This is a genomic window from Quyinboa sediminis, from assembly GCF_042219855.1.
Taxonomy (GTDB): Bacteria; Bacteroidota; Bacteroidia; order Bacteroidales; family UBA5342; genus JBHJHP01.
In genome coordinates this window covers 76,292-93,777 of the sequence record NZ_JBHJHP010000001.1, presented here as the reverse complement: position 1 = coordinate 93,777, position 17,486 = coordinate 76,292, and the positions used below count along the sequence as shown (strand labels likewise).

General features: G+C 37.3%; 17 protein-coding genes and 1 tRNA gene. 14 read left to right on the top strand and 4 right to left on the bottom strand.

Going from position 1 to position 17,486, the window contains the following annotated elements:
- Positions 1 to 3: 3 nt before the first annotated feature.
- The 4 genes from ACE1EF_RS00460 (at position 4) to radC (ending at position 2,285) form a co-directional block, all read left to right on the top strand.
- Positions 4 to 981, top strand: coding sequence for a dihydroorotate dehydrogenase-like protein (locus ACE1EF_RS00460; protein ID WP_375718626.1), 978 nt, complete (start codon positions 4 to 6; stop codon positions 979 to 981).
- Positions 982 to 1,137: 156 nt separating this feature from the next.
- Positions 1,138 to 1,209, top strand: a tRNA-Glu gene (locus ACE1EF_RS00455).
- 26 nt (positions 1,210 to 1,235) lie between these two features.
- Complete coding sequence (gene rpsT, locus ACE1EF_RS00450; protein ID WP_375718625.1) at positions 1,236 to 1,487, top strand: 30S ribosomal protein S20; 252 nt, start codon at positions 1,236 to 1,238, stop codon at positions 1,485 to 1,487.
- A gap of 105 nt (positions 1,488 to 1,592) precedes the next feature.
- Positions 1,593 to 2,285: a RadC family protein gene (gene radC, locus ACE1EF_RS00445; protein WP_375718624.1), complete on the top strand. Its 693-nt coding sequence runs from the start codon at positions 1,593 to 1,595 to the stop codon at positions 2,283 to 2,285.
- Positions 2,286 to 2,802: 517 nt separating this feature from the next.
- Here the strand turns inward: radC and ACE1EF_RS00440 are convergent.
- Positions 2,803 to 3,312: a paraquat-inducible protein A gene (locus ACE1EF_RS00440; protein WP_375718623.1), complete on the bottom strand. Its 510-nt coding sequence runs from the start codon at positions 3,310 to 3,312 to the stop codon at positions 2,803 to 2,805.
- On the bottom strand, positions 3,293 to 3,709 hold the full coding sequence (locus ACE1EF_RS00435) for a DUF6565 domain-containing protein (RefSeq protein ID WP_375718622.1): 417 nt from the start codon (positions 3,707 to 3,709) through the stop codon (positions 3,293 to 3,295). The genes ACE1EF_RS00440 and ACE1EF_RS00435 overlap by 20 nt, the downstream gene beginning before the upstream one ends.
- A 74-nt stretch (positions 3,710 to 3,783) precedes the next feature.
- On the opposite strand from ACE1EF_RS00435, the gene sfsA reads away from it, so the two are divergent.
- Positions 3,784 to 4,500, top strand: coding sequence for a DNA/RNA nuclease SfsA (gene sfsA, locus ACE1EF_RS00430; protein ID WP_375718621.1), 717 nt, complete (start codon positions 3,784 to 3,786; stop codon positions 4,498 to 4,500).
- A gap of 15 nt (positions 4,501 to 4,515) precedes the next feature.
- A complete protein-coding gene (locus tag ACE1EF_RS00425) occupies positions 4,516 to 4,821 on the top strand; it encodes an MTH1187 family thiamine-binding protein (RefSeq protein WP_375718620.1) in 306 nt (101 codons plus the stop codon).
- Positions 4,822 to 5,012: 191 nt separating this feature from the next.
- Here the strand turns inward: ACE1EF_RS00425 and ACE1EF_RS00420 are convergent, their stop codons facing one another.
- Positions 5,013 to 6,551, bottom strand: a complete 1,539-nt coding sequence (locus ACE1EF_RS00420; RefSeq protein WP_375718619.1) for a YifB family Mg chelatase-like AAA ATPase — start codon at positions 6,549 to 6,551, stop codon at positions 5,013 to 5,015.
- A gap of 150 nt (positions 6,552 to 6,701) precedes the next feature.
- Here ACE1EF_RS00420 and ACE1EF_RS00415 point away from each other — a divergent pair, with 150 nt between their 5' ends.
- Genes ACE1EF_RS00415 through ACE1EF_RS00380 form a run of 8 tightly spaced genes read left to right on the top strand, consistent with a single transcriptional unit; the run spans position 6,702 to position 16,397 of the window.
- Positions 6,702 to 7,115: a hypothetical protein gene (locus tag ACE1EF_RS00415; protein WP_375718618.1), complete on the top strand. Its 414-nt coding sequence runs from the start codon at positions 6,702 to 6,704 to the stop codon at positions 7,113 to 7,115.
- Positions 7,116 to 7,124: 9 nt separating this feature from the next.
- Positions 7,125 to 8,459, top strand: coding sequence for a T9SS type A sorting domain-containing protein (locus ACE1EF_RS00410; RefSeq protein WP_375718617.1), 1,335 nt, complete (start codon positions 7,125 to 7,127; stop codon positions 8,457 to 8,459).
- Between the two features lie 5 nt (positions 8,460 to 8,464).
- Positions 8,465 to 11,164 carry a TonB-dependent receptor domain-containing protein gene (locus tag ACE1EF_RS00405; RefSeq protein WP_375718616.1) on the top strand — a complete coding sequence of 900 codons (2,700 nt, stop codon included), beginning with the start codon at positions 8,465 to 8,467 and terminating at the stop codon, positions 11,162 to 11,164.
- Positions 11,161 to 12,357 carry a DUF4876 domain-containing protein gene (locus ACE1EF_RS00400; protein ID WP_375718615.1) on the top strand — a complete coding sequence of 399 codons (1,197 nt, stop codon included), beginning with the start codon at positions 11,161 to 11,163 and terminating at the stop codon, positions 12,355 to 12,357. Before ACE1EF_RS00405 ends, ACE1EF_RS00400 begins: the two co-directional genes overlap by 4 nt.
- Positions 12,350 to 13,798, top strand: coding sequence for a DUF6850 family outer membrane beta-barrel protein (locus ACE1EF_RS00395; RefSeq protein ID WP_375718614.1), 1,449 nt, complete (start codon positions 12,350 to 12,352; stop codon positions 13,796 to 13,798). Before ACE1EF_RS00400 ends, ACE1EF_RS00395 begins: the two co-directional genes overlap by 8 nt.
- On the top strand, positions 13,799 to 14,521 hold the full coding sequence (locus tag ACE1EF_RS00390) for an ABC transporter ATP-binding protein (protein WP_375718613.1): 723 nt from the start codon (positions 13,799 to 13,801) through the stop codon (positions 14,519 to 14,521).
- Positions 14,518 to 15,186 (top strand): hypothetical protein, encoded by a 669-nt coding sequence (locus ACE1EF_RS00385; protein ID WP_375718612.1) that lies wholly within the window; start codon positions 14,518 to 14,520, stop codon positions 15,184 to 15,186. Before ACE1EF_RS00390 ends, ACE1EF_RS00385 begins: the two co-directional genes overlap by 4 nt.
- A complete protein-coding gene (locus ACE1EF_RS00380) occupies positions 15,183 to 16,397 on the top strand; it encodes a DUF4857 domain-containing protein (RefSeq protein ID WP_375718611.1) in 1,215 nt (404 codons plus the stop codon). The genes ACE1EF_RS00385 and ACE1EF_RS00380 overlap by 4 nt, the downstream gene beginning before the upstream one ends.
- A 4-nt stretch (positions 16,398 to 16,401) precedes the next feature.
- On the opposite strand, the gene ACE1EF_RS00375 is transcribed toward ACE1EF_RS00380, so the two are convergent.
- Positions 16,402 to 17,475, bottom strand: coding sequence for an NUDIX domain-containing protein (locus ACE1EF_RS00375; RefSeq protein WP_375718610.1), 1,074 nt, complete (start codon positions 17,473 to 17,475; stop codon positions 16,402 to 16,404).
- Positions 17,476 to 17,486 lie beyond the last annotated feature (11 nt).

Genomic DNA, 17,486 nt, shown 5'->3' with positions numbered 1-17,486 from the left:
CAGATGATAAGTTTAAAGACTTCGTATTTAGGCCTTGAGCTTGAGAACCCACTTATTGCGAGCAGTTCCGGCCTTACCAATTCAGTAGAGAAAGTTCTGGAACTTGAAAAAGCAGGTATTGGAGCCGTAGTGCTTAAATCGCTTTTCGAGGAGCAGATCAACATGAATGCCGGTAGCGCAATAGATCAGAGCCAGGACTATCCTGAAGCTTATGATTACGTAAAAAACTATGTGCGTTCCGAAAATCTGGAAGCCTATCTGAACCTGGTCAGAGAATGTTCCGAAAAAGCTAACATCCCAATTATTGCAAGTATCAACTGTTATTCAGGTGGTGAATGGGTTGACTTTGCAAAACGAATTGAAGAAGCAGGTGCAGATGCTCTTGAACTGAATGTATTCATAATGAATGCGTCACTGAAAAACAATTCATCCTATGCAGACAAGCACTATGATATTGTCAGAAGTGTAAAAAAAGTGGTCAGCATTCCTGTTTCCGTAAAAATCAGCTACTACTTCGACAATGTTGTACAGGTAGTTGACCGTTTAAAGGCAGAAGGTGCTAAAGGAGTGGTACTGTTCAACAGGTTTTATCAGCCTGATATTAATATCGATAAACTTGAACTCACTTCATCTGATGTGTTCAGTGTACCCAGTGATCTGCATAACACCCTGCGATGGGTTGCAATTACCTCCGGCCTGACTGAGCATATTGAAATTTCGGCTTCCACAGGTGTTCATGACTGGGACAGTGTGATAAAGCTCTTACTGGCAGGAGCACAAACGATTCAGGTATGTTCGGCACTTTATAAAAACGGAAACAGTATTGTGTCTCAGATGACCACAGCGTTGGAAGAATGGATGAAACAAAAGGGGTTCAATACCCTCTCAGATTTCAGAGGAAAACTGAATTATAACAACAGTGAAGATCCTGCATTTTACGAACGGGTGCAGTTTATGAAGTACTATTCATCGCATAAATAAAGAATTTCGGCGAATGAATATATTGTAAATCAAACTGTTTAAATTTCACCTGAAATATTTTCTTGTTTTTTTTAAAAAAATATTTGGTGTGATTAAAATAACAGTCTATATTTGCAGCCGCAAACGAGAAAAAAGTTTTGCACAAAAACACATGTTGGCCCGTTCGTCTAGGGGTTAGGACGCAAGATTTTCATTCTTGAAACAGGGGTTCGATTCCCCTACGGGCTACTTTTAAAAGATTAAAGAATAGATTAATGGCACATCACAAATCAGCATTAAAAAGAATTCGTCAGACACAGGTTAGAAGATTGCATAACAGATATTATGCAAAAACTGCACGTAACGCAGTTCGTAAGTTGAGAAGCATTACTGACAAAAATGAAGCTACAGAATTGTTACCTAAAGTTTCTTCAATGCTTGATAAACTTGCTAAAAAGAATCTGATCCACAAAAACAAAGCAGGAAACTTAAAATCAAGCCTGGCAAAACATGTCAACGCACTTTAAGTATCTGTTTAGATGATATTAAGAAGCCTTTCATTTTATGAAAGGCTTTTTTTGTGTCCTGCTATTTTGTAACTTTGGTTTAAACATTACCCAAACCAATTGATTATGAGTTCCAATATTACCATTAAAAACTGGGCACTTGAGGACAGACCACGCGAAAAAATGCTTTACAAAGGCTCTTCTGCCCTTTCTGATGCTGAATTGCTTGCCATCCTTATCGGTTCAGGTACAAAACACGAAACAGCCGTTGAACTTTCCAGACGTATTCTTGCAGACGCAGGTAATAACCTGCCCAAACTCGGTAAATTCAGTGTAGATGAACTGGTAAAACGCTTTAACGGTATCGGGCCTGCTAAAGCAATAACCATTGTAGCAGCTCTTGAACTGGGAAAACGCCGAAATCTTCACGAGGTATCTCAAACTGAGAAGATAACCTCAAGCAGAGATGTTTACAAGCTTTTTCAACCCGTAATGGCAGATTTACATCACGAAGAGTTCTGGGTGTTATATTTGAACCGATCCAATAAAATCATCTCTAAGCGCCGACTAAGCCAGGGTGGCGTGAGTGGAACAGTAATAGATCCAAGACTCGTATTTAAACCAGGTCTGGAGGTTTTGGCTAGCAGTATAATTCTTTGCCATAATCATCCTTCAGGCAATAACTCCCCAAGCGATGCAGACATCCAGATTACCAGGAAACTTAAAAAAGCAGGCGAAGTTCTGGATATTTCAGTGCTGGATCATCTTATCATCTGTGAAAGTACATATTACAGCATGGCTGATGAAGGAATCCTGTAAGAACTAAAACTAACACACAAAAAAAAAGGTGTCTTATCAGGCACCTTTTTTTTAACTTAGTTAAATCCATTTTGAGATTACAAAGAAAAAAAACCATCAAAACAGAACATCCGGTTAACGATTACTCATATTTGTAACCCTTAACCTTAATAATCAGCTCGCCAAACCCTATAAAGGCTTTATAGAGTTTCTGTTTAATAGCGTTGACCGTCTTCATAACAATTGTGTTTTAATATTAAATTAAGCAATCACAAAACAAATTTACATTATATTAATATTAAAACCTAATTTTCTCACCTTTAATTTTACTTTTAGTTAATATGTTTTCGTCTGGACGGGCTATAAAACCGTGATACAAAACCAGATAATTAACCTTATATTGATAATAAATATACCAATAAACAACAATAATTATGATAGAAGAGGTTCTTAAAAGCAGCTGAATGTGGTAAAACAACAGAAGAAAGAGGTGAAAACGATTACAAGCCATCCAAGCATAAAAACTGGCTTATGTCCCTCAGGACTCTTTAATAATTCGCCTTATTCCCAGTTCATTTGATAACATTCTGAACATAATCGACAAAGCTAAAAAAGTAGTTCCCGGCTTAAGGCTTGTCACCACAACCTGTGAATTCATTTTTATATGAAAGATTACCAACGCAACTATAAAGACATCCAACATGCTCCACTTATCGGAGATATAGTGAGAAAGACTAAATAACTTCATACGCTTAAATGGGGGATAAAAGAGAGATGCACCTAAATGAATAAATTTAACAATGGGGAACACAATAGTAAAAAAGAAAATAACAGAAGCCAGAAAATATTCTTTCCCATGCCAGAAGTATACAATTGAATCCCATAATGTTGTTTCGGTATAACCAAAAGAAATAATCAACTGCTTCTTGGTTGACATAATAGGCAACGACAGTCCAAGATAAAAGAAAAACACGGCCAGCATTAAGAAACAAGCTGCCAGATACCACCTTAAATCAGGTTTTCCTTTGTCATTCAATCGATATTTCAATTTTTGTTTTTTCGTCAGATGTATCTGTGTCTAAAATTTTCAGAAACTCCTCTCCCAATTCTTTCAACGCTTTTATGCCTTCTTCAAGTCCACCCTTTAAATCTTCTCCGTTTCTATACAAAGCATATTTTATCGCCAGTTTTTTTACTGTAATCTGTTCTTTTACATTCAATTCATCCTTGAACTTCATATACCATTCATCGGTGTATTTGCTGAACTGTTTATCCTTTTTTTCCCACGTTTCATCGGTATAATCTTTATATGAATTTCCCACATTTTCTACAAAGTCATTGAACTGAGACAAATAGGCATCTTTGGAACCCGGTTCAAATGAACAACTGTACATTACAGAAATAAGGAAAACAGTGATGACAAAAAAAACTTTAGTGGCTTTCATTCGTTTTAAACTTAAGTTAAACAGTATTTTTAGAACGTATTATTCAGTTATAAAGTTACATCGGATTATTGAATATGAAATTTGAAACTTCGCTTACCAAAGGTACATTAATAAAACGTTATAAAAGGTTTCTTGCTGATATAAAACTAGATACTGGTGAAATAATTACGGCACACTGCACAAATTCAGGAACCATGAAGAGTTGTATTGAAGAAGGAGCTGATGTTTTCCTGTCCCCTGCAAAAGACCCTAACCGCAAAACGAGGTTTACCTGGGAAATGATTGAAATAAACGGGAACTGGGTCGGCATCAACACTATGAACCCAAACCGCTTTGCACTTGAAGAAATTATGAAAGGGACGATCCCCGGACTCGAAGGATATTCGACAGTTCAACGCGAGGTGAAATATAAAGACAGTCGCTTCGATATTATGGCAGAAAATTCAGTTGAGACCTGTTTTATTGAGGTCAAGAATGTGACACTGAATGAAAACGGGGTAGCTAAATTTCCGGATGCTGTTACTGCGAGAGGCCTGAAACACCTTAAAACACTCATGGACGTAAAAGAAAATGGTATGCGAGCCGTGATGCTTTACATCATACAGCGAATGGATGTATATCATTTTGAACCGGCACGGGATATTGATCCTGACTATGCCCGGAAACTTGTTGAGGTACACAAGAAAGGTGTTGAGATTATTCCGCTACAGGTTAAAGTGACCCCGGAGGAAATTGTGAGTCATAAAATTTTACACTATATTCTTGAGCCGGAAATAGCAGAAAACGTTTAATAAAAATATAATAAAATGAGTGTGTTACTTGAATTTGCAATGTTCCCAACCGATAAGGGGGAAAGTGTGAGTCATTATGTGAGTCGTTTACTAGAGGTGATAAGGGACAGTGGAGCGACCTATGAGCTTACACCTATGGGAACAGTAATTGAAACTGAAACAATGGATGAAGCACTGGCAATGATAAAAACCTGCTACGACCAACTGGAGCCGGATTGCAACCGTATTTATTCATCATTGAAATTTGACATTCGCAAGGGTAAACCTGGTCGGATGAAAAAAAAGATGCAATCTATACTGGATAAAATCGGTGAGGTATAATGTATTCAAAATCAACAATGTCATAATACTCATGAACGAATCCTGATCTCAACGAATTACGATATGGTGTTCAATATCCGTTTTTTTTGGTCATATTATAAACGCTAAGTTATAGTTTTATTGAAAGTTCAATTAAAGTTAACATTTCCAAAGTTTAAAACTTTGGAAAAGGTTTTATACGAAAAGAGAAACTATTCACTCCAGCTGTCCCTGTCAAGATTGCGGTATTGAATGGCTTCGGCAATGTGTTCTGCCAGTACATTTTCGGAACCGGCCAAATCAGCAATGGTTCTGGAGACCTTTAAAATACGGTCATAAGCCCGTGCCGAGAGATCCAGTTTTTCCATGGCATTTTTCAGCATGGTAAGGCTTGTTTCGTCCAGTTCCACGTATTTACGGATCATTTTAGAACTCATCTGTGCATTACAATGCACATCTTTTTTATCCTTAAAGCGTTCATCCTGAATCAGTCTTGCTTTCATCACCCGCTCCCTTATGGATGTACTGTGTTCCGATGGCCGTTTATCCGCCATCTTATCAAAAGACACCGGAACCACTTCAATATGGATATCAATCCTGTCCAGCAATGGTCCTGAAATCCGGCTTAGGTAGCGTTGAACCGCTCCGGGTCCGCATACGCACTCCCGTTCCGGATGATTATGATAACCACAGGGGCATGGGTTCATAGAGGCAACGAGCATAAAACTTGCCGGATATTCCACCGAGAATTTGGCCCTGGCAATAGAAATTTTACGGTCTTCGAGGGGTTGTCGCATCACTTCAAGTACTGTGCGCTGAAACTCAGGTATTTCATCCAGAAACAGCACTCCATTATGAGCCAGCGATATTTCACCGGGTTGAGGATATGTACCTCCCCCAACCAGCGCAATGTTTGAAATTGTATGATGAGGCGACCTGAAAGGTCGTGTGGTCATTAAAGATGTACCGGATTCAAGACGTCCGGCTACAGAATGAATTTTGGTCGTCTCTAGTGCTTCACGCAACGTGAATGGCGGCAAAATGGATGGTATTCGCTTAGATAACATGGACTTACCTGACCCGGGAGGACCAACCAGAATAATATTATGTCCTCCGGCGGCGGCTACCTCGAGGGCACGTTTCACATTCTCCTGACCACGTACATCAGAGAAATCCAGTTCAGCATCTCCCAAATGACTAAAAAATTCCTCCCTGGTATTCACCTGTTCCGGCTCCGGTTGAATACGGTCTTCCATAAAATCAATCACTTCCCGTAAACTTTCCATACCATAAACATCTATGCCATCTACTACGGCTGCCTCTTTTGCATTTTCCTTAGGTACAATAATGCCCCTGTAGCCCTCAATTCTTGTTGTAATAGCCATCGGCAGCACTCCTTTTATCGGTTTTAGGATGCCATCCAGTGAAAGTTCACCCATCATAACATAATGCTCCAGCTTTTGATCGCTGATCTGTTCTGATGCCGCCAGAATTCCCACTGCCAAAGGCAAATCGTATGCTGAGCCTTCCTTTCGGATATCGGCAGGAGCCATATTAACTATGATTTGTTTACGTGGTAATTTCATCCCCATTTCATTCACAGCAGAAACGATTCTTTCATGGCTCTCTTTTACTGCGCTGTCTGGCAATCCCACAAGAAAGAACTTGATCCCTGAAGAAACATTAACTTCAATGGTAATTGTTTTGGCATCAATGCCAATAACGGCCGAGGCATACGTTTTAACAAGCATGGTTTAGTTTTAAGAGTTTGGTAGTATAAAAAAACAAATTTCTGAGCGCTTTAGCAAATAAATGAAAAATGTGTTTATGTTTTCTTATTTATAAATATTCTATTCGCCGGAAGTGTATATTTTTTATATTTTTACTTTTTTAAACTTAAAATGAAATATTTAACACTTTCTATATTAATCATTTTAGTTGCAACTACACATATTTCGTGTCGTAAGGCTGAAGCGGTAAATCAGGATGAGCGTTTTTTAATACTAAATGATCCAAGCCATAAAACGAATCCTGAATGGTTAAAAAAAGGCATGGATGCCTGGGGCCTTGTTGTCTATAGCAAAGATGGAAAGGTAATGCTTGGGAAACCAGTTCATTGTGAAATTTTAGATGTTTCATTAAGAGGGGTTAGATGCAAAGCGCTTGAAAAAGTATCTCTTTTTGACCAGTTTAACTGCTATAAAATTGGCATTGAAAAGGATGAGATATGGTTTGATGGACCACACGATATTTTTAAGACAGAATCTGATGCAAAAGAATTTTTAAAACAACATAAATTACTCCTTGAATTATAAACGAAAACTATGCGTACCCAAAGTTTTTTCCTCATTTTATTTTTTTCAACAAGTCTTGTTTTTAGTCAGATCACCTGGAATAAAACCAAAATTGCCGATGGATCCAACCTGCAAAAAATGGTAGTTGTAGATGAAAATACAGCAGTTATTGTGGGATTAAATTCGGCAATTAAACAAACCACTGACAGGGGGCAGAGCTGGCATGATGTTAACCTTCCCGACACCATAGGTAAATTTGATCCTGAAGCAGTGGACTATTATGATCTGGCCATTTATGGTGATACCATACTTACCTGTCTGAAAAGAATTAAACTTACAGACGATGCAAAACCAGAGGATTATGTCAATTCCCTGTTGCTGATTTCGTACGATAAAGGTTCGAACTGGAACATCTTCGATTATACTGCCATAAGTGATGGATCTCAAAATCCTGTAACAGATGCATTTGCGGATAGTTCGTATTCAATAGACATTATTAATGTTGCCATGGATAGCAAAAAGAATATTTATACCTACGCTAACTGGGTGGAAACAAACGGAACAGAACAAAATAAACACAGTGCATTTTTCACATCTTCTGATTTTGGTGAAAGCTGGGAGAATATCTTTAACACAGACTTTGAAGGATTAAGTATCAAATCGATCTTTTTTAAAGATACGCTGGGATTTCTGGGTGGCAATAAAGCTTTATACACAACGCTGGATGGCAATTGGGTTGATATAACTCCGGGACTGATTACGGCAAATGACAACGATGCAAATTTTTATGTGTATAATGTCGTTGAAGCTGAAAACGATCATTATTTAATCGCTACAACAAGTGATGGTATTTTTGACTATTCCCCTGAAGACCACAGTTTTTCCAAACTCAGTATGTTAGGTTGCAATGACCTGTTTTATCTGGGACATCAAAATATACTGGCTGTAGGATCAGCTTCGAAAACAGCATTAACAACTGACTGGGGCGAAAACTGGGAACCATACAGTCCGGGTGAAACTCTGTTTGATGCTGGGGGAATTCTGGGTGATTCAATCTATGCACTGGCCAGTGATTTTGTTTTTACAATGAATATTTCAGATATGAATCTTCCTGATTCATATCATCATGCAGTATATAACAGTGATATAAATGTGTTTAGGACCGGTTACAATATTTTCACTGTAAATTCAAAAGTGCAGGCAAAATATGATGTGTATAATCTGAGTGGTAAGGTATTGGTCAGTGATTTTATATATTCCGGAAGCACAACCGTTGATTTGAATGCCTTAAGTCGTGGCATTTATATCTTCAGAACTACCGGTATTGACAATCGTATCTCAGTCCATAAGCTAATTATTCAGTAATTTCAATGCGGCCCGGCAGGTTATTTCTGAGCATATTGTTTTCTGTTATTTATATAACCGTAACAGCCCAGATAAAGAGTGTGTCCGGCACAGTTACGGATGCGGACACAAAAAAGCCACTCCCATTCTCAACCGTAATAAACGCGGATGACTATTTTAAAGTGATCACGGATAAGAATGGCAGATTTACGATCAGCTCTTCTTCTGACTCCTCGCGTTTCATCATATCTTATATCGGTTATAAAACGGTTGAGATCTTTGCAAGAGAGGCTGCAGATAGCATCGAACTCAATAAGGAATCTTATAATTTACAAACGGTTACTGTTTCAGGAGAAGAAAATTCAATAACAGAAAACAGTACCTATATTGGTGAAACAGCCCTTTCGTATTTGCAACCTGCAGGGTTAAAAGATGTTTTTCAACTTTTACCAGGGAATGTTACGGAGAATCCTGATCTGTCAACATTCAATGCTCCACTTATACGGGAAATCGATTACAATAATATAAGCTCTTTGGGGACTGCATTAATTATAGACGGTATACAGATTTCCTCGAATACAAAAATGCAGGCTCTGACAACATCACAAGATTATCCTAAGATTATTTTTGTCCAACGCTTTTATCCTTTTGCAAAAGGAAACGATCTTCGGTCAGTTTCAACCGACAACATCGAATCCGTAAATATAATTAAAGGAATACCGTCTGCTCATTATGGGGATTTAACCAGTGGAGTTATTGAGGTTAAAACCAGTATCTACTCCCTTAAATCTGTTGCAAAGCTTAAATATAATCCGAACCTTACCAGCGCGGGATTTTCAAAAGGGATTAAGATTAATGGGCAAAATACCATTGGAGGCAATATATCCTACACGTCTTCAAAAACAGATGTGCGTACACCAATTTCAAGTTACAAGCGATTAAATGTAGCGCTTGGATCGCGACATATGTTAAATAAAAACCAACTTTTAACCAGCAAAATTTCAGGCTATTACACACTGGATCAACAAAAAAAAGACTACGATCTGATTATTGATAATGAAAGTTATATCGAAGATAATTCAGGGTTAAGAGCTATTCTGAAATACCAGTTATGGAATTCAGGTAAATTGATGAATCATTTTGACATTTCAATTGAATCAGAAATTGACAGGGAGTTGATGAAAATACAAGAATACCTATCCTTTGGTGAAGTATCTGCTTTTACAATGAGCATCACAAACGGTGAAAATTTTGGTTATTTTGTTCCTTCTGAAACCTTGGCAAAATACAGTTTCAACGGTATGCCGTTCTCTTCAGCTTTAAAATCAAATACCAGATTCAGCAGATCAATAGCAACAGTAAATTCCAGTGCTTTACTTGGAGCTGATTTTAACTTTGAGAAAAACCTGGGGAAAGGTTTTGACTATGAAGGCAACTATCCACCTGTAAAAAAAGGATTTACACCTCGAAAACAGAAATTTTCAGAAATACCGGCCTTATACCATGGTGCTGTTTATCTGGAAGAAAACATAAATAAAACTGAAGGTAGGCACAGAATAGATGCGCAACTGGGACTAAGACAAACGTTCTATGCCACTAAAGGAACAGGATTTAAAACCTTTCCTGAACCACGGCTGAATACATCATATAAATATTTAATAAACAAAAATGCCTGGCTTGCCATTCATGTTGGATATGGCTTACAGTACAAAATTCCCATTCTGAGGTATCTGCACCCTGACAATGCCTGGTTTGATATGATCAGTTACAATCAATACAACACATCAAATCCCGATAACAGTTACCTCGTTTTGACGACCCAAAAACTTTCAACTCAAAATCCGGACCTTCTTCCTGCAAAAAGCAAGAAAGCTGAAGTTGGGATCACATTTAATAATCATATTTTACATGCTGTAATTACAGCATTTAAGGAGGTGCATTCTGATGGTATTTTACCTTCCGCTAACTATATCAATTCAACTTACCGGGTGTATGATCCGGGACAGGCTGTAGATACCAGACTTCTTCCTGAAGATCAAAATCTGAGTTATACTGTTGCTAATTTCTATAATAAATATTACTACCCTGAAAACAGAGTATATACCCTGAAAGAAGGTATTGAATATAGCATTAAAACAGACAAAATTGAACCGGTGCAGACCTATATTAATTTAACAGGGGCATGGTTCAGAACTAAAACCATAACTAATGCCGGAACCGTATATGATCTGCCCTATAGCGGTACAAGCTATCAGTTTGACTACATAGGAATTTACAAAGGAACTCGTGGTAAATTATCAGAGAGGTTATCATCTAACTTAAGGTTTATAACCCATATTCCCAGAGCTCAGCTTATTTTCTCAGTTTCTGTTCAAACCATTTGGTTATATTCGTACCTGCCTTTGAGAACAATAGAAATACCGGTTGCCCTGATAAACCGCGAAGGCAAAATCTCTGATTTTACCAATGAAATGCTACATGATCCATATTTTGCAAGTTATATACAAACGCCTTCGCAATCGCATTATTTAAAGGAATCATTTCCAGTTGTTTCGCAGATCAATATGAAAATATCAAAAGAGATCAGGCAAAAGCTTAAAGTGTCTTTTCTGGCCAACAATATATTTAACAACAGACCACTGGTTGAACAGGAAATAAGTAACAGCCTGATTCGGGTTAATACACCTTTATATTTTGGATTTGAATTATCTTACGTTATAAAATGAAAAAATTAATTTACATAGTGCTCATCATTTTATGGTTAACAGGTTGCAATGATGAATTTGACAGGAATCCTGTTTCCCTGTCCCTGCAGGTTAATTTTAACGAACAGTTCGGATCAGTTGCAGTTGGTAATATTCCGGTTAAACTCAGACACCTCCAGAAAGACGTATCTGTAACGGTCCAAGCTAACTCTGAAGGCCAGCTGGTATTCGAAAATCTTGATCCGGGTTTTTATAGTTTATCCACCAGTGTGACAATATCGCCGGAGCATGCAGAGTTTATATCGCAGGAATATTTTATCGATTCTCTTGTACTTAATGCAAATAAAATCATTTCAGTACTCGAATCCACGGAAGACACACTTATTATAGTTCCTGCATTCAAGAGTGATCTGATAATTCGTGAATTTTATTATTCCGGGTCCTATACCAATTCGGGAGATCATTATTTTGCGGATCAGTATCTTGAACTGTACAATAACAGTGACAAGACTATTGACATCAGCGGCATTATTATAGCTAAACATGAATCCGTAGGTTATGGGTATAATCGATGGAGTTACATCAAAGACAGTGTTGTTGTTGATATGCTTTGGCAGATTCCTGAGAATACAAACCAAAATCTTCTTTTTCCGGGCAATAGTATTGTTATCGCACGCGATGCCATTAATCATAAAGATGATCCCAATGGGAATGTTAATTCTCCGGTAGATCTTTCCAGTGCTAACTTCGAGTTCTATGTCATTTTTGAAAATAAACCGGATTTGGATTCACCAGCAGAGAACCTGAAAGAATTATTTACGATGGAACCCAGCCAGGACATTACTTTTTTTGTCAAATTTGGAGGAGGTTTAATGATACTTGATCCTAAAACAGATGATGTTGAAGCATTTATAACTGAACACAAAGAAAAAGTTACTTATCCGAATGGCCATGTCCGATACGTTGTACATATACCAAATACCTGGGTTATTGATGCCATTGATGTTCTGGAGAATGAGAATGCTGAAGCTTTCAAACGATTTCCTGAGTCTCTGGATGCCGGTTTTACATACAATGGTACCAAAGGTAGTGGAACATGCATTTCAAGAAAACTGGTTTCAGATGTAGATGGTCGGAAAGTATTCAGGGATACGAACAATTCCACCTATGATTTTTTAAATCATCAGGTTCCTAACCCGGGTTTGAATGAATAAGATTAAGTCCATCATATTATTTCATATTTTTCTAACAGGACATTTGTTTGGCCAGGCGGATTCCGGATCAACCTTTAATTCGCACCTCAATCTTTTTTCCAGATTCAGTAGTGGAGAATATTTTAACTGGAATGAACCGGAATATGAAAATCGTTATGGCATCTCATATACCGGATTTCAATTGTTTAACGACATAAAACTTGAAGGAGGTCTATCTTATCAGAGTATTGAGCAAAAAAACACATTCTGGCCCTTTTATACTCCTGACATTTACCCCTACCTCCTCTTTGAGAAAAGTAAAAAGACTTTTTACAGTAATAACATAAGCCTATATGGCGGTTATTATCATGATCTGACAAAAAAAATAAACCTGGGAGCCCTCGTTTCATATGCCAATTCAATTACCTATAACAGAATTGATCCACGATTTAAAATTACCGGGTATAAACTGGGTCTTAAACCTGTTCTTAAAGTCAATTATTATCAATTAAAGTTATGTCTAATACCGCTTATAATCAATTCAGGAAATGAATTTGATATGCAGATAAAGGGCTTGCATCCTGTTGAGATTTATCAATTACTTGGATTGGGACTTTCTGAAAATGTGTTTGACTACGAGTTTTACACAGGTAAAATAACACAGAGAAAATTGGGAATAGACGGGGATGTAGCATATGCCAGTAAGCGTTTGCAGGCTTTGCTAAAAATTCAAGCCCACCAGGATAATTCAAAGGTAACCCAAAGTAATATTAGCTGGAGTGTTTTAATCCCTGAAGCATTGATAAAATCATCAGTGTTCTCATTAGAACCAAATATAAGTTTAATGGGCAAGCGATTTACCCATAAGCTGTCCTACTCATTTACGCAACAAAATAAAACCGGTAAAGAATTCATTAAAAGAAAATTCAATGACAGTCTTATTGTCAGTGAATATTGGAAAATATACGGAACAGTGGATAAATATCTGCAATATGACCTGTTTCAAAAATTTGCCTATGTGTTGGATTTTAAACTTAGGCATTACAACCTCAGTTTAAACAGCGGGATTGAATCCACAGAGCATAAAGAGAATTATGAAGGTATAATACAAAGATACAAATACAGCTACAAATGGATTAGTCCGTTTGTTCTCCTATCTTTTGAACGAAAGTCTCCAAATTATATATTCTCGCTGGAAGCCGGATTTTCTAAACGGTTGTTCAACTTATCAGAAAATGACATCCTCGATGGCATACCTTCAGACTATGTTTACTATAAAGAGATTCAATATTTTAACAGGAATGCCGGAATTCTAAGTTTTAATGGTACATTTGGGAAGTATCATAAATTATTTGGATCAGAAAGTTTAAGCCATATTGGTTTAAACAGTACTTTTATAATACCTGAGAACGGTCAAAGCATGCGTTCTGTAGTTGAAATTTCATTACAAGTTGATTTTTGAATGAAAGTGATTGATGTACACAACCTGTCCTTTGGTTACGGCACAAAAAAAGTGTTGAATAATATTTCCTTTTCACTTCAGCAGGGAAGAATACTTGGATTACTCGGGCCAAATGGTGTTGGAAAATCGACCCTAATTAATATCCTGACCGGATTTCTGGAAGCGGACTCAGGTTCAGCATTCATATTCGGAGAACCCTATAATAAACAATCTGTTCAAAGTAAACGAAGAACCGGGTATCTTATAGAAGGTCACATACAGTACACCTTTATGAATGTAACCGAAGCTGAAAAATTTTACTCCCGGTTTTATCCAAAATGGAATTTCGATCTGTATAACAGTTATATAACAAATGCCAAAATCGGACTAAAGCAAAAAATTGGTACGATGTCCCGTGGGCAACGCTCAAAAGTAGCACTTGCCATTATTATGGCACAAAATCCGGACCTTCTTATTCTCGATGATTTTTCCATGGGTCTGGATCCGGTTTACAGACAAATGTTTATTAACGACCTGTCCGATTATGCCAGAACCAATGAAAAGACTGTCCTTGCAACTTCACACATTATACAGGACATGGAAAAACTGGTGGATGATGTTGCAATAATGGATTACAATGACTTTATACCTCCTCTTTCACTGACAGATTTTAAACTCAACCATAAAAAGCTGGGGTCGAACCTTGATGATATTTTTGTAAACCTCTTTATTGATAAGATATGATACAGGGTATTTTCTATAAAGAATGGTTAAAAACCAAATGGTTCATCATCGTTGGGATTTTCGTGTTACTATCATTATTATTTATCTGGTCCCAGATACTCAACACTCAGTTTTCCGGCCAGCTATATGTTAATAATGTCTTTTCAATCGCAACACAAAATAAACTGTACCAAAGTGCATTGCACCTAATGCCCGCAGTTTTTGCTCTTATTCTTGCACTTTTTCAGTTTGTTCCTGAAATTAACAACCATAAATACAGACTAACCATGCTGTTGCCTGCAAATGAGATAAAACTTTTTGCTCTTATGACCGGTTATGGCTACCTTATTTACACAGGATTCGCTATTCTCCTGATTTCTGCTTTCTACATGATAAGTAATCATTTTCTACCTATCCTTGTAGTAAAGGCATCCTTAGCCAACATTTTCACATGGATATTGTCAGGTTACCTAACCTACATATGGTTAACAACTGTGCTTTTTGAACCCGGATGGAAATACAGGATTTTTCTTTCCACTCTTGGATTAACCGCTATAACGGTTTCACTTTGGCAAACTGAGAATTATACAACGCATCAACTGAATTTTGTAATATTAGCATATGTCTTGCTCTCTTATACCATACCCTATTTTACGCTCAACCGCTTAAGAAAAGGAAAACAATGATCAGATTAAGTAAAAATATCGTCATAATTATTTCCATCCTGACACTGATGTTTTTAATTCCGTTGCTGTTTGATCTGATATTCAAACCTCTGCCAGAAAATGTACTTATTACCTACAGCACATATAAGGATGAATTCCTTCTGAACAAGAAACATGGACCGACAACCCAATACTCAACTGCCGATGGGCAGCAAATCAGTAAGGAAACTTACTACAGCCGGCTACCAGTCTTTTACTACAGAAAACTTGAAAAAAATGGAAAATTGCCCGATTCTATAAAGGGTGAACCTTTAATCATAAACAATCTTAAACAACACAGCTATTTTTTCAGGCTCCCGGAGGGAATAGCAGATGAAGTACAACCCGTTCTGGTGCCAATGTTTGAAAACACTGATGAAGCAACACATTATAATATTCCGGTGGATTTCTTCAGTTTTAAACATAGCATAAAGTTTATTAATGTTTATACAGGAGAAGAAGACACAGAGAAGTCCGAAAAATTCACAAACAGTCTGGTTGAACCGGGTTTTGTTTTTCCTGTCAAACGTATTTATGGTGATATCCGGGTACAAAAGAATTTTGATAACGGGTATTATTTTTTAGATGCACATAATCATCTGTTTAACCTAAAGATGGTCAGAGGAGAAGCGGTTACTGAAATCATTCCACTCCCCAGAGATCTGACCGTTAAATTTATTTTTTGTACTGATCCGGTAAACATGGAAATTCTGGCTGTTATAGTTAGCCAGCAAAATGAAATATACCTTCATCTGGGTACCACGAATGCCGTTATAAAAACGGATATTAATGGCTATAATCCGTCCAGGGATGAATTACTTATTTTTGGCAACCAGTTCAACAAAACCTTTCTGTTTCAGAATGACCGGGAAGTGCGGCTTAATGTTATCAATGACAACTATAAAACATTCAGATCGTTTCAGTACAAAAGAAGCCCGAAAAAATTCCAAACATATGATGTATTCAAAGACTTTTTTATTCCGGTAAGAATCACTTTTAATTTCAGAAAAAACCAGGTAATCAAGCCACATTTTGAAATATCAGCCGGCCTTACCTTTCTGTTGTTTAATCTTACACTGGCTTTGACCTTATTTTTAATCAGAAAAAAAGAAAAACCCTACAAGGCTTTACTAATAACTCTGGTAGCGGGCCTTCCTGCATTCATTACATTTTTGGTTATCCGGGAAAATTAAGGTGTTAATCAGCACCAAAATAAATGCATTCAAGAAATTCAAATTCTTTTTCAAAATTAGGCGTAAATACTTCTTTTCCCATATTCTCCCGGATTTGATTAATCGGCCAGAATTTACCATCATCAACCTCTTCCCTGTTTATGGAAATATTTTCATGGTCATTACAAATAAAACAATAGACCAACTCCTTTTCCATATCAGTTTCCCAAACGTATTTGACCAGAAAACGGGGTGTAAAATCTTTAAGTCCAATTTCTTCAAATGCTTCCCTTCTTAATCCCTGCTCAATATCCTCACCGTAGTTAAGATGTCCTCCAACTGCCGTATCCCATTTTCCGGGCTGCACAAGTTTATCATACGGCCTTTTTTGCAGAAAAACTGAACGGTTCCTGATGATATGAAGATGGACAACCGGATGCATGATTTTCTCTTTTCCATGACATTCTGAACGTGGAATTTTTCCCTTTACTCCACCTTTGGCGTCTACCATAGGCAGCCATTCCACCAGTTTCATCCTGTTCTTAATAATACGATACCTGACCACCTGAAACAGCAGGTAGCCGCCAAATAAAAGGTAAAGCAATACACTGCTTACAAAAGCCCAGGCTTCTTCACTCATAAAATAAGCCGAGTAAATAACCATTAAAATATGAACCAGAAAAATATAAAATGTAACGGTGAGATTAGCCTTAAACTCTTTCACCTGAGCTTCCGTTAACTTAACGTCACGCAAATACCGCTGTGACATCTGCATCATTATGTTATGTTTTGAGAATATGGATATCCCGATTAAAACCGCAAAAATCGTCTCTATCATCGCTGGCTTCAGCTTAAAATAAGCATCATTGTGAAGCATCAGAGAAATAACCCCAAGAATAATGAGCAACAAGGTATCGGCCAGAATAAAGAAATCAGTTTTATGATGCCGGATCAATACATAGATGAACTGAATCACACCAAAAGCGACAGCAACATAAAGCCCGGTCTTTATTCCCCATATGCTGTCTGCAATCACAAACAGAATAATGGGAATAAACCCGGGCAAAAATTTTATAAGTAAGCTCTTAAGATTCAGCATCTGTTGTTGTT

Excerpts from the sequence above, each read along its gene's own strand:
- ACE1EF_RS00460 (WP_375718626.1), top strand. The coding sequence starts at position 4 with ATGATAAGTTTAAAGACTTCGTATTTAGGCCTTGAGCTTGAGAACCCA.
- rpsT (WP_375718625.1), top strand. The coding sequence starts at position 1,236 with ATGGCACATCACAAATCAGCATTAAAAAGAATTCGTCAGACACAGGTT.
- radC (WP_375718624.1), top strand. The coding sequence starts at position 1,593 with ATGAGTTCCAATATTACCATTAAAAACTGGGCACTTGAGGACAGACCA.
- ACE1EF_RS00435 (WP_375718622.1), bottom strand. The coding sequence starts at position 3,709 with ATGAAAGCCACTAAAGTTTTTTTTGTCATCACTGTTTTCCTTATTTCT.
- sfsA (WP_375718621.1), top strand. The coding sequence starts at position 3,784 with ATGAAATTTGAAACTTCGCTTACCAAAGGTACATTAATAAAACGTTAT.
- ACE1EF_RS00425 (WP_375718620.1), top strand. The coding sequence starts at position 4,516 with ATGAGTGTGTTACTTGAATTTGCAATGTTCCCAACCGATAAGGGGGAA.
- ACE1EF_RS00420 (WP_375718619.1), bottom strand. The coding sequence starts at position 6,551 with ATGCTTGTTAAAACGTATGCCTCGGCCGTTATTGGCATTGATGCCAAA.
- ACE1EF_RS00415 (WP_375718618.1), top strand. The coding sequence starts at position 6,702 with ATGAAATATTTAACACTTTCTATATTAATCATTTTAGTTGCAACTACA.
- ACE1EF_RS00410 (WP_375718617.1), top strand. The coding sequence starts at position 7,125 with ATGCGTACCCAAAGTTTTTTCCTCATTTTATTTTTTTCAACAAGTCTT.
- ACE1EF_RS00405 (WP_375718616.1), top strand. The coding sequence starts at position 8,465 with ATGCGGCCCGGCAGGTTATTTCTGAGCATATTGTTTTCTGTTATTTAT.
- ACE1EF_RS00400 (WP_375718615.1), top strand. The coding sequence starts at position 11,161 with ATGAAAAAATTAATTTACATAGTGCTCATCATTTTATGGTTAACAGGT.
- ACE1EF_RS00395 (WP_375718614.1), top strand. The coding sequence starts at position 12,350 with ATGAATAAGATTAAGTCCATCATATTATTTCATATTTTTCTAACAGGA.
- ACE1EF_RS00390 (WP_375718613.1), top strand. The coding sequence starts at position 13,799 with ATGAAAGTGATTGATGTACACAACCTGTCCTTTGGTTACGGCACAAAA.
- ACE1EF_RS00385 (WP_375718612.1), top strand. The coding sequence starts at position 14,518 with ATGATACAGGGTATTTTCTATAAAGAATGGTTAAAAACCAAATGGTTC.
- ACE1EF_RS00380 (WP_375718611.1), top strand. The coding sequence starts at position 15,183 with ATGATCAGATTAAGTAAAAATATCGTCATAATTATTTCCATCCTGACA.
- ACE1EF_RS00375 (WP_375718610.1), bottom strand. The coding sequence starts at position 17,475 with ATGCTGAATCTTAAGAGCTTACTTATAAAATTTTTGCCCGGGTTTATT.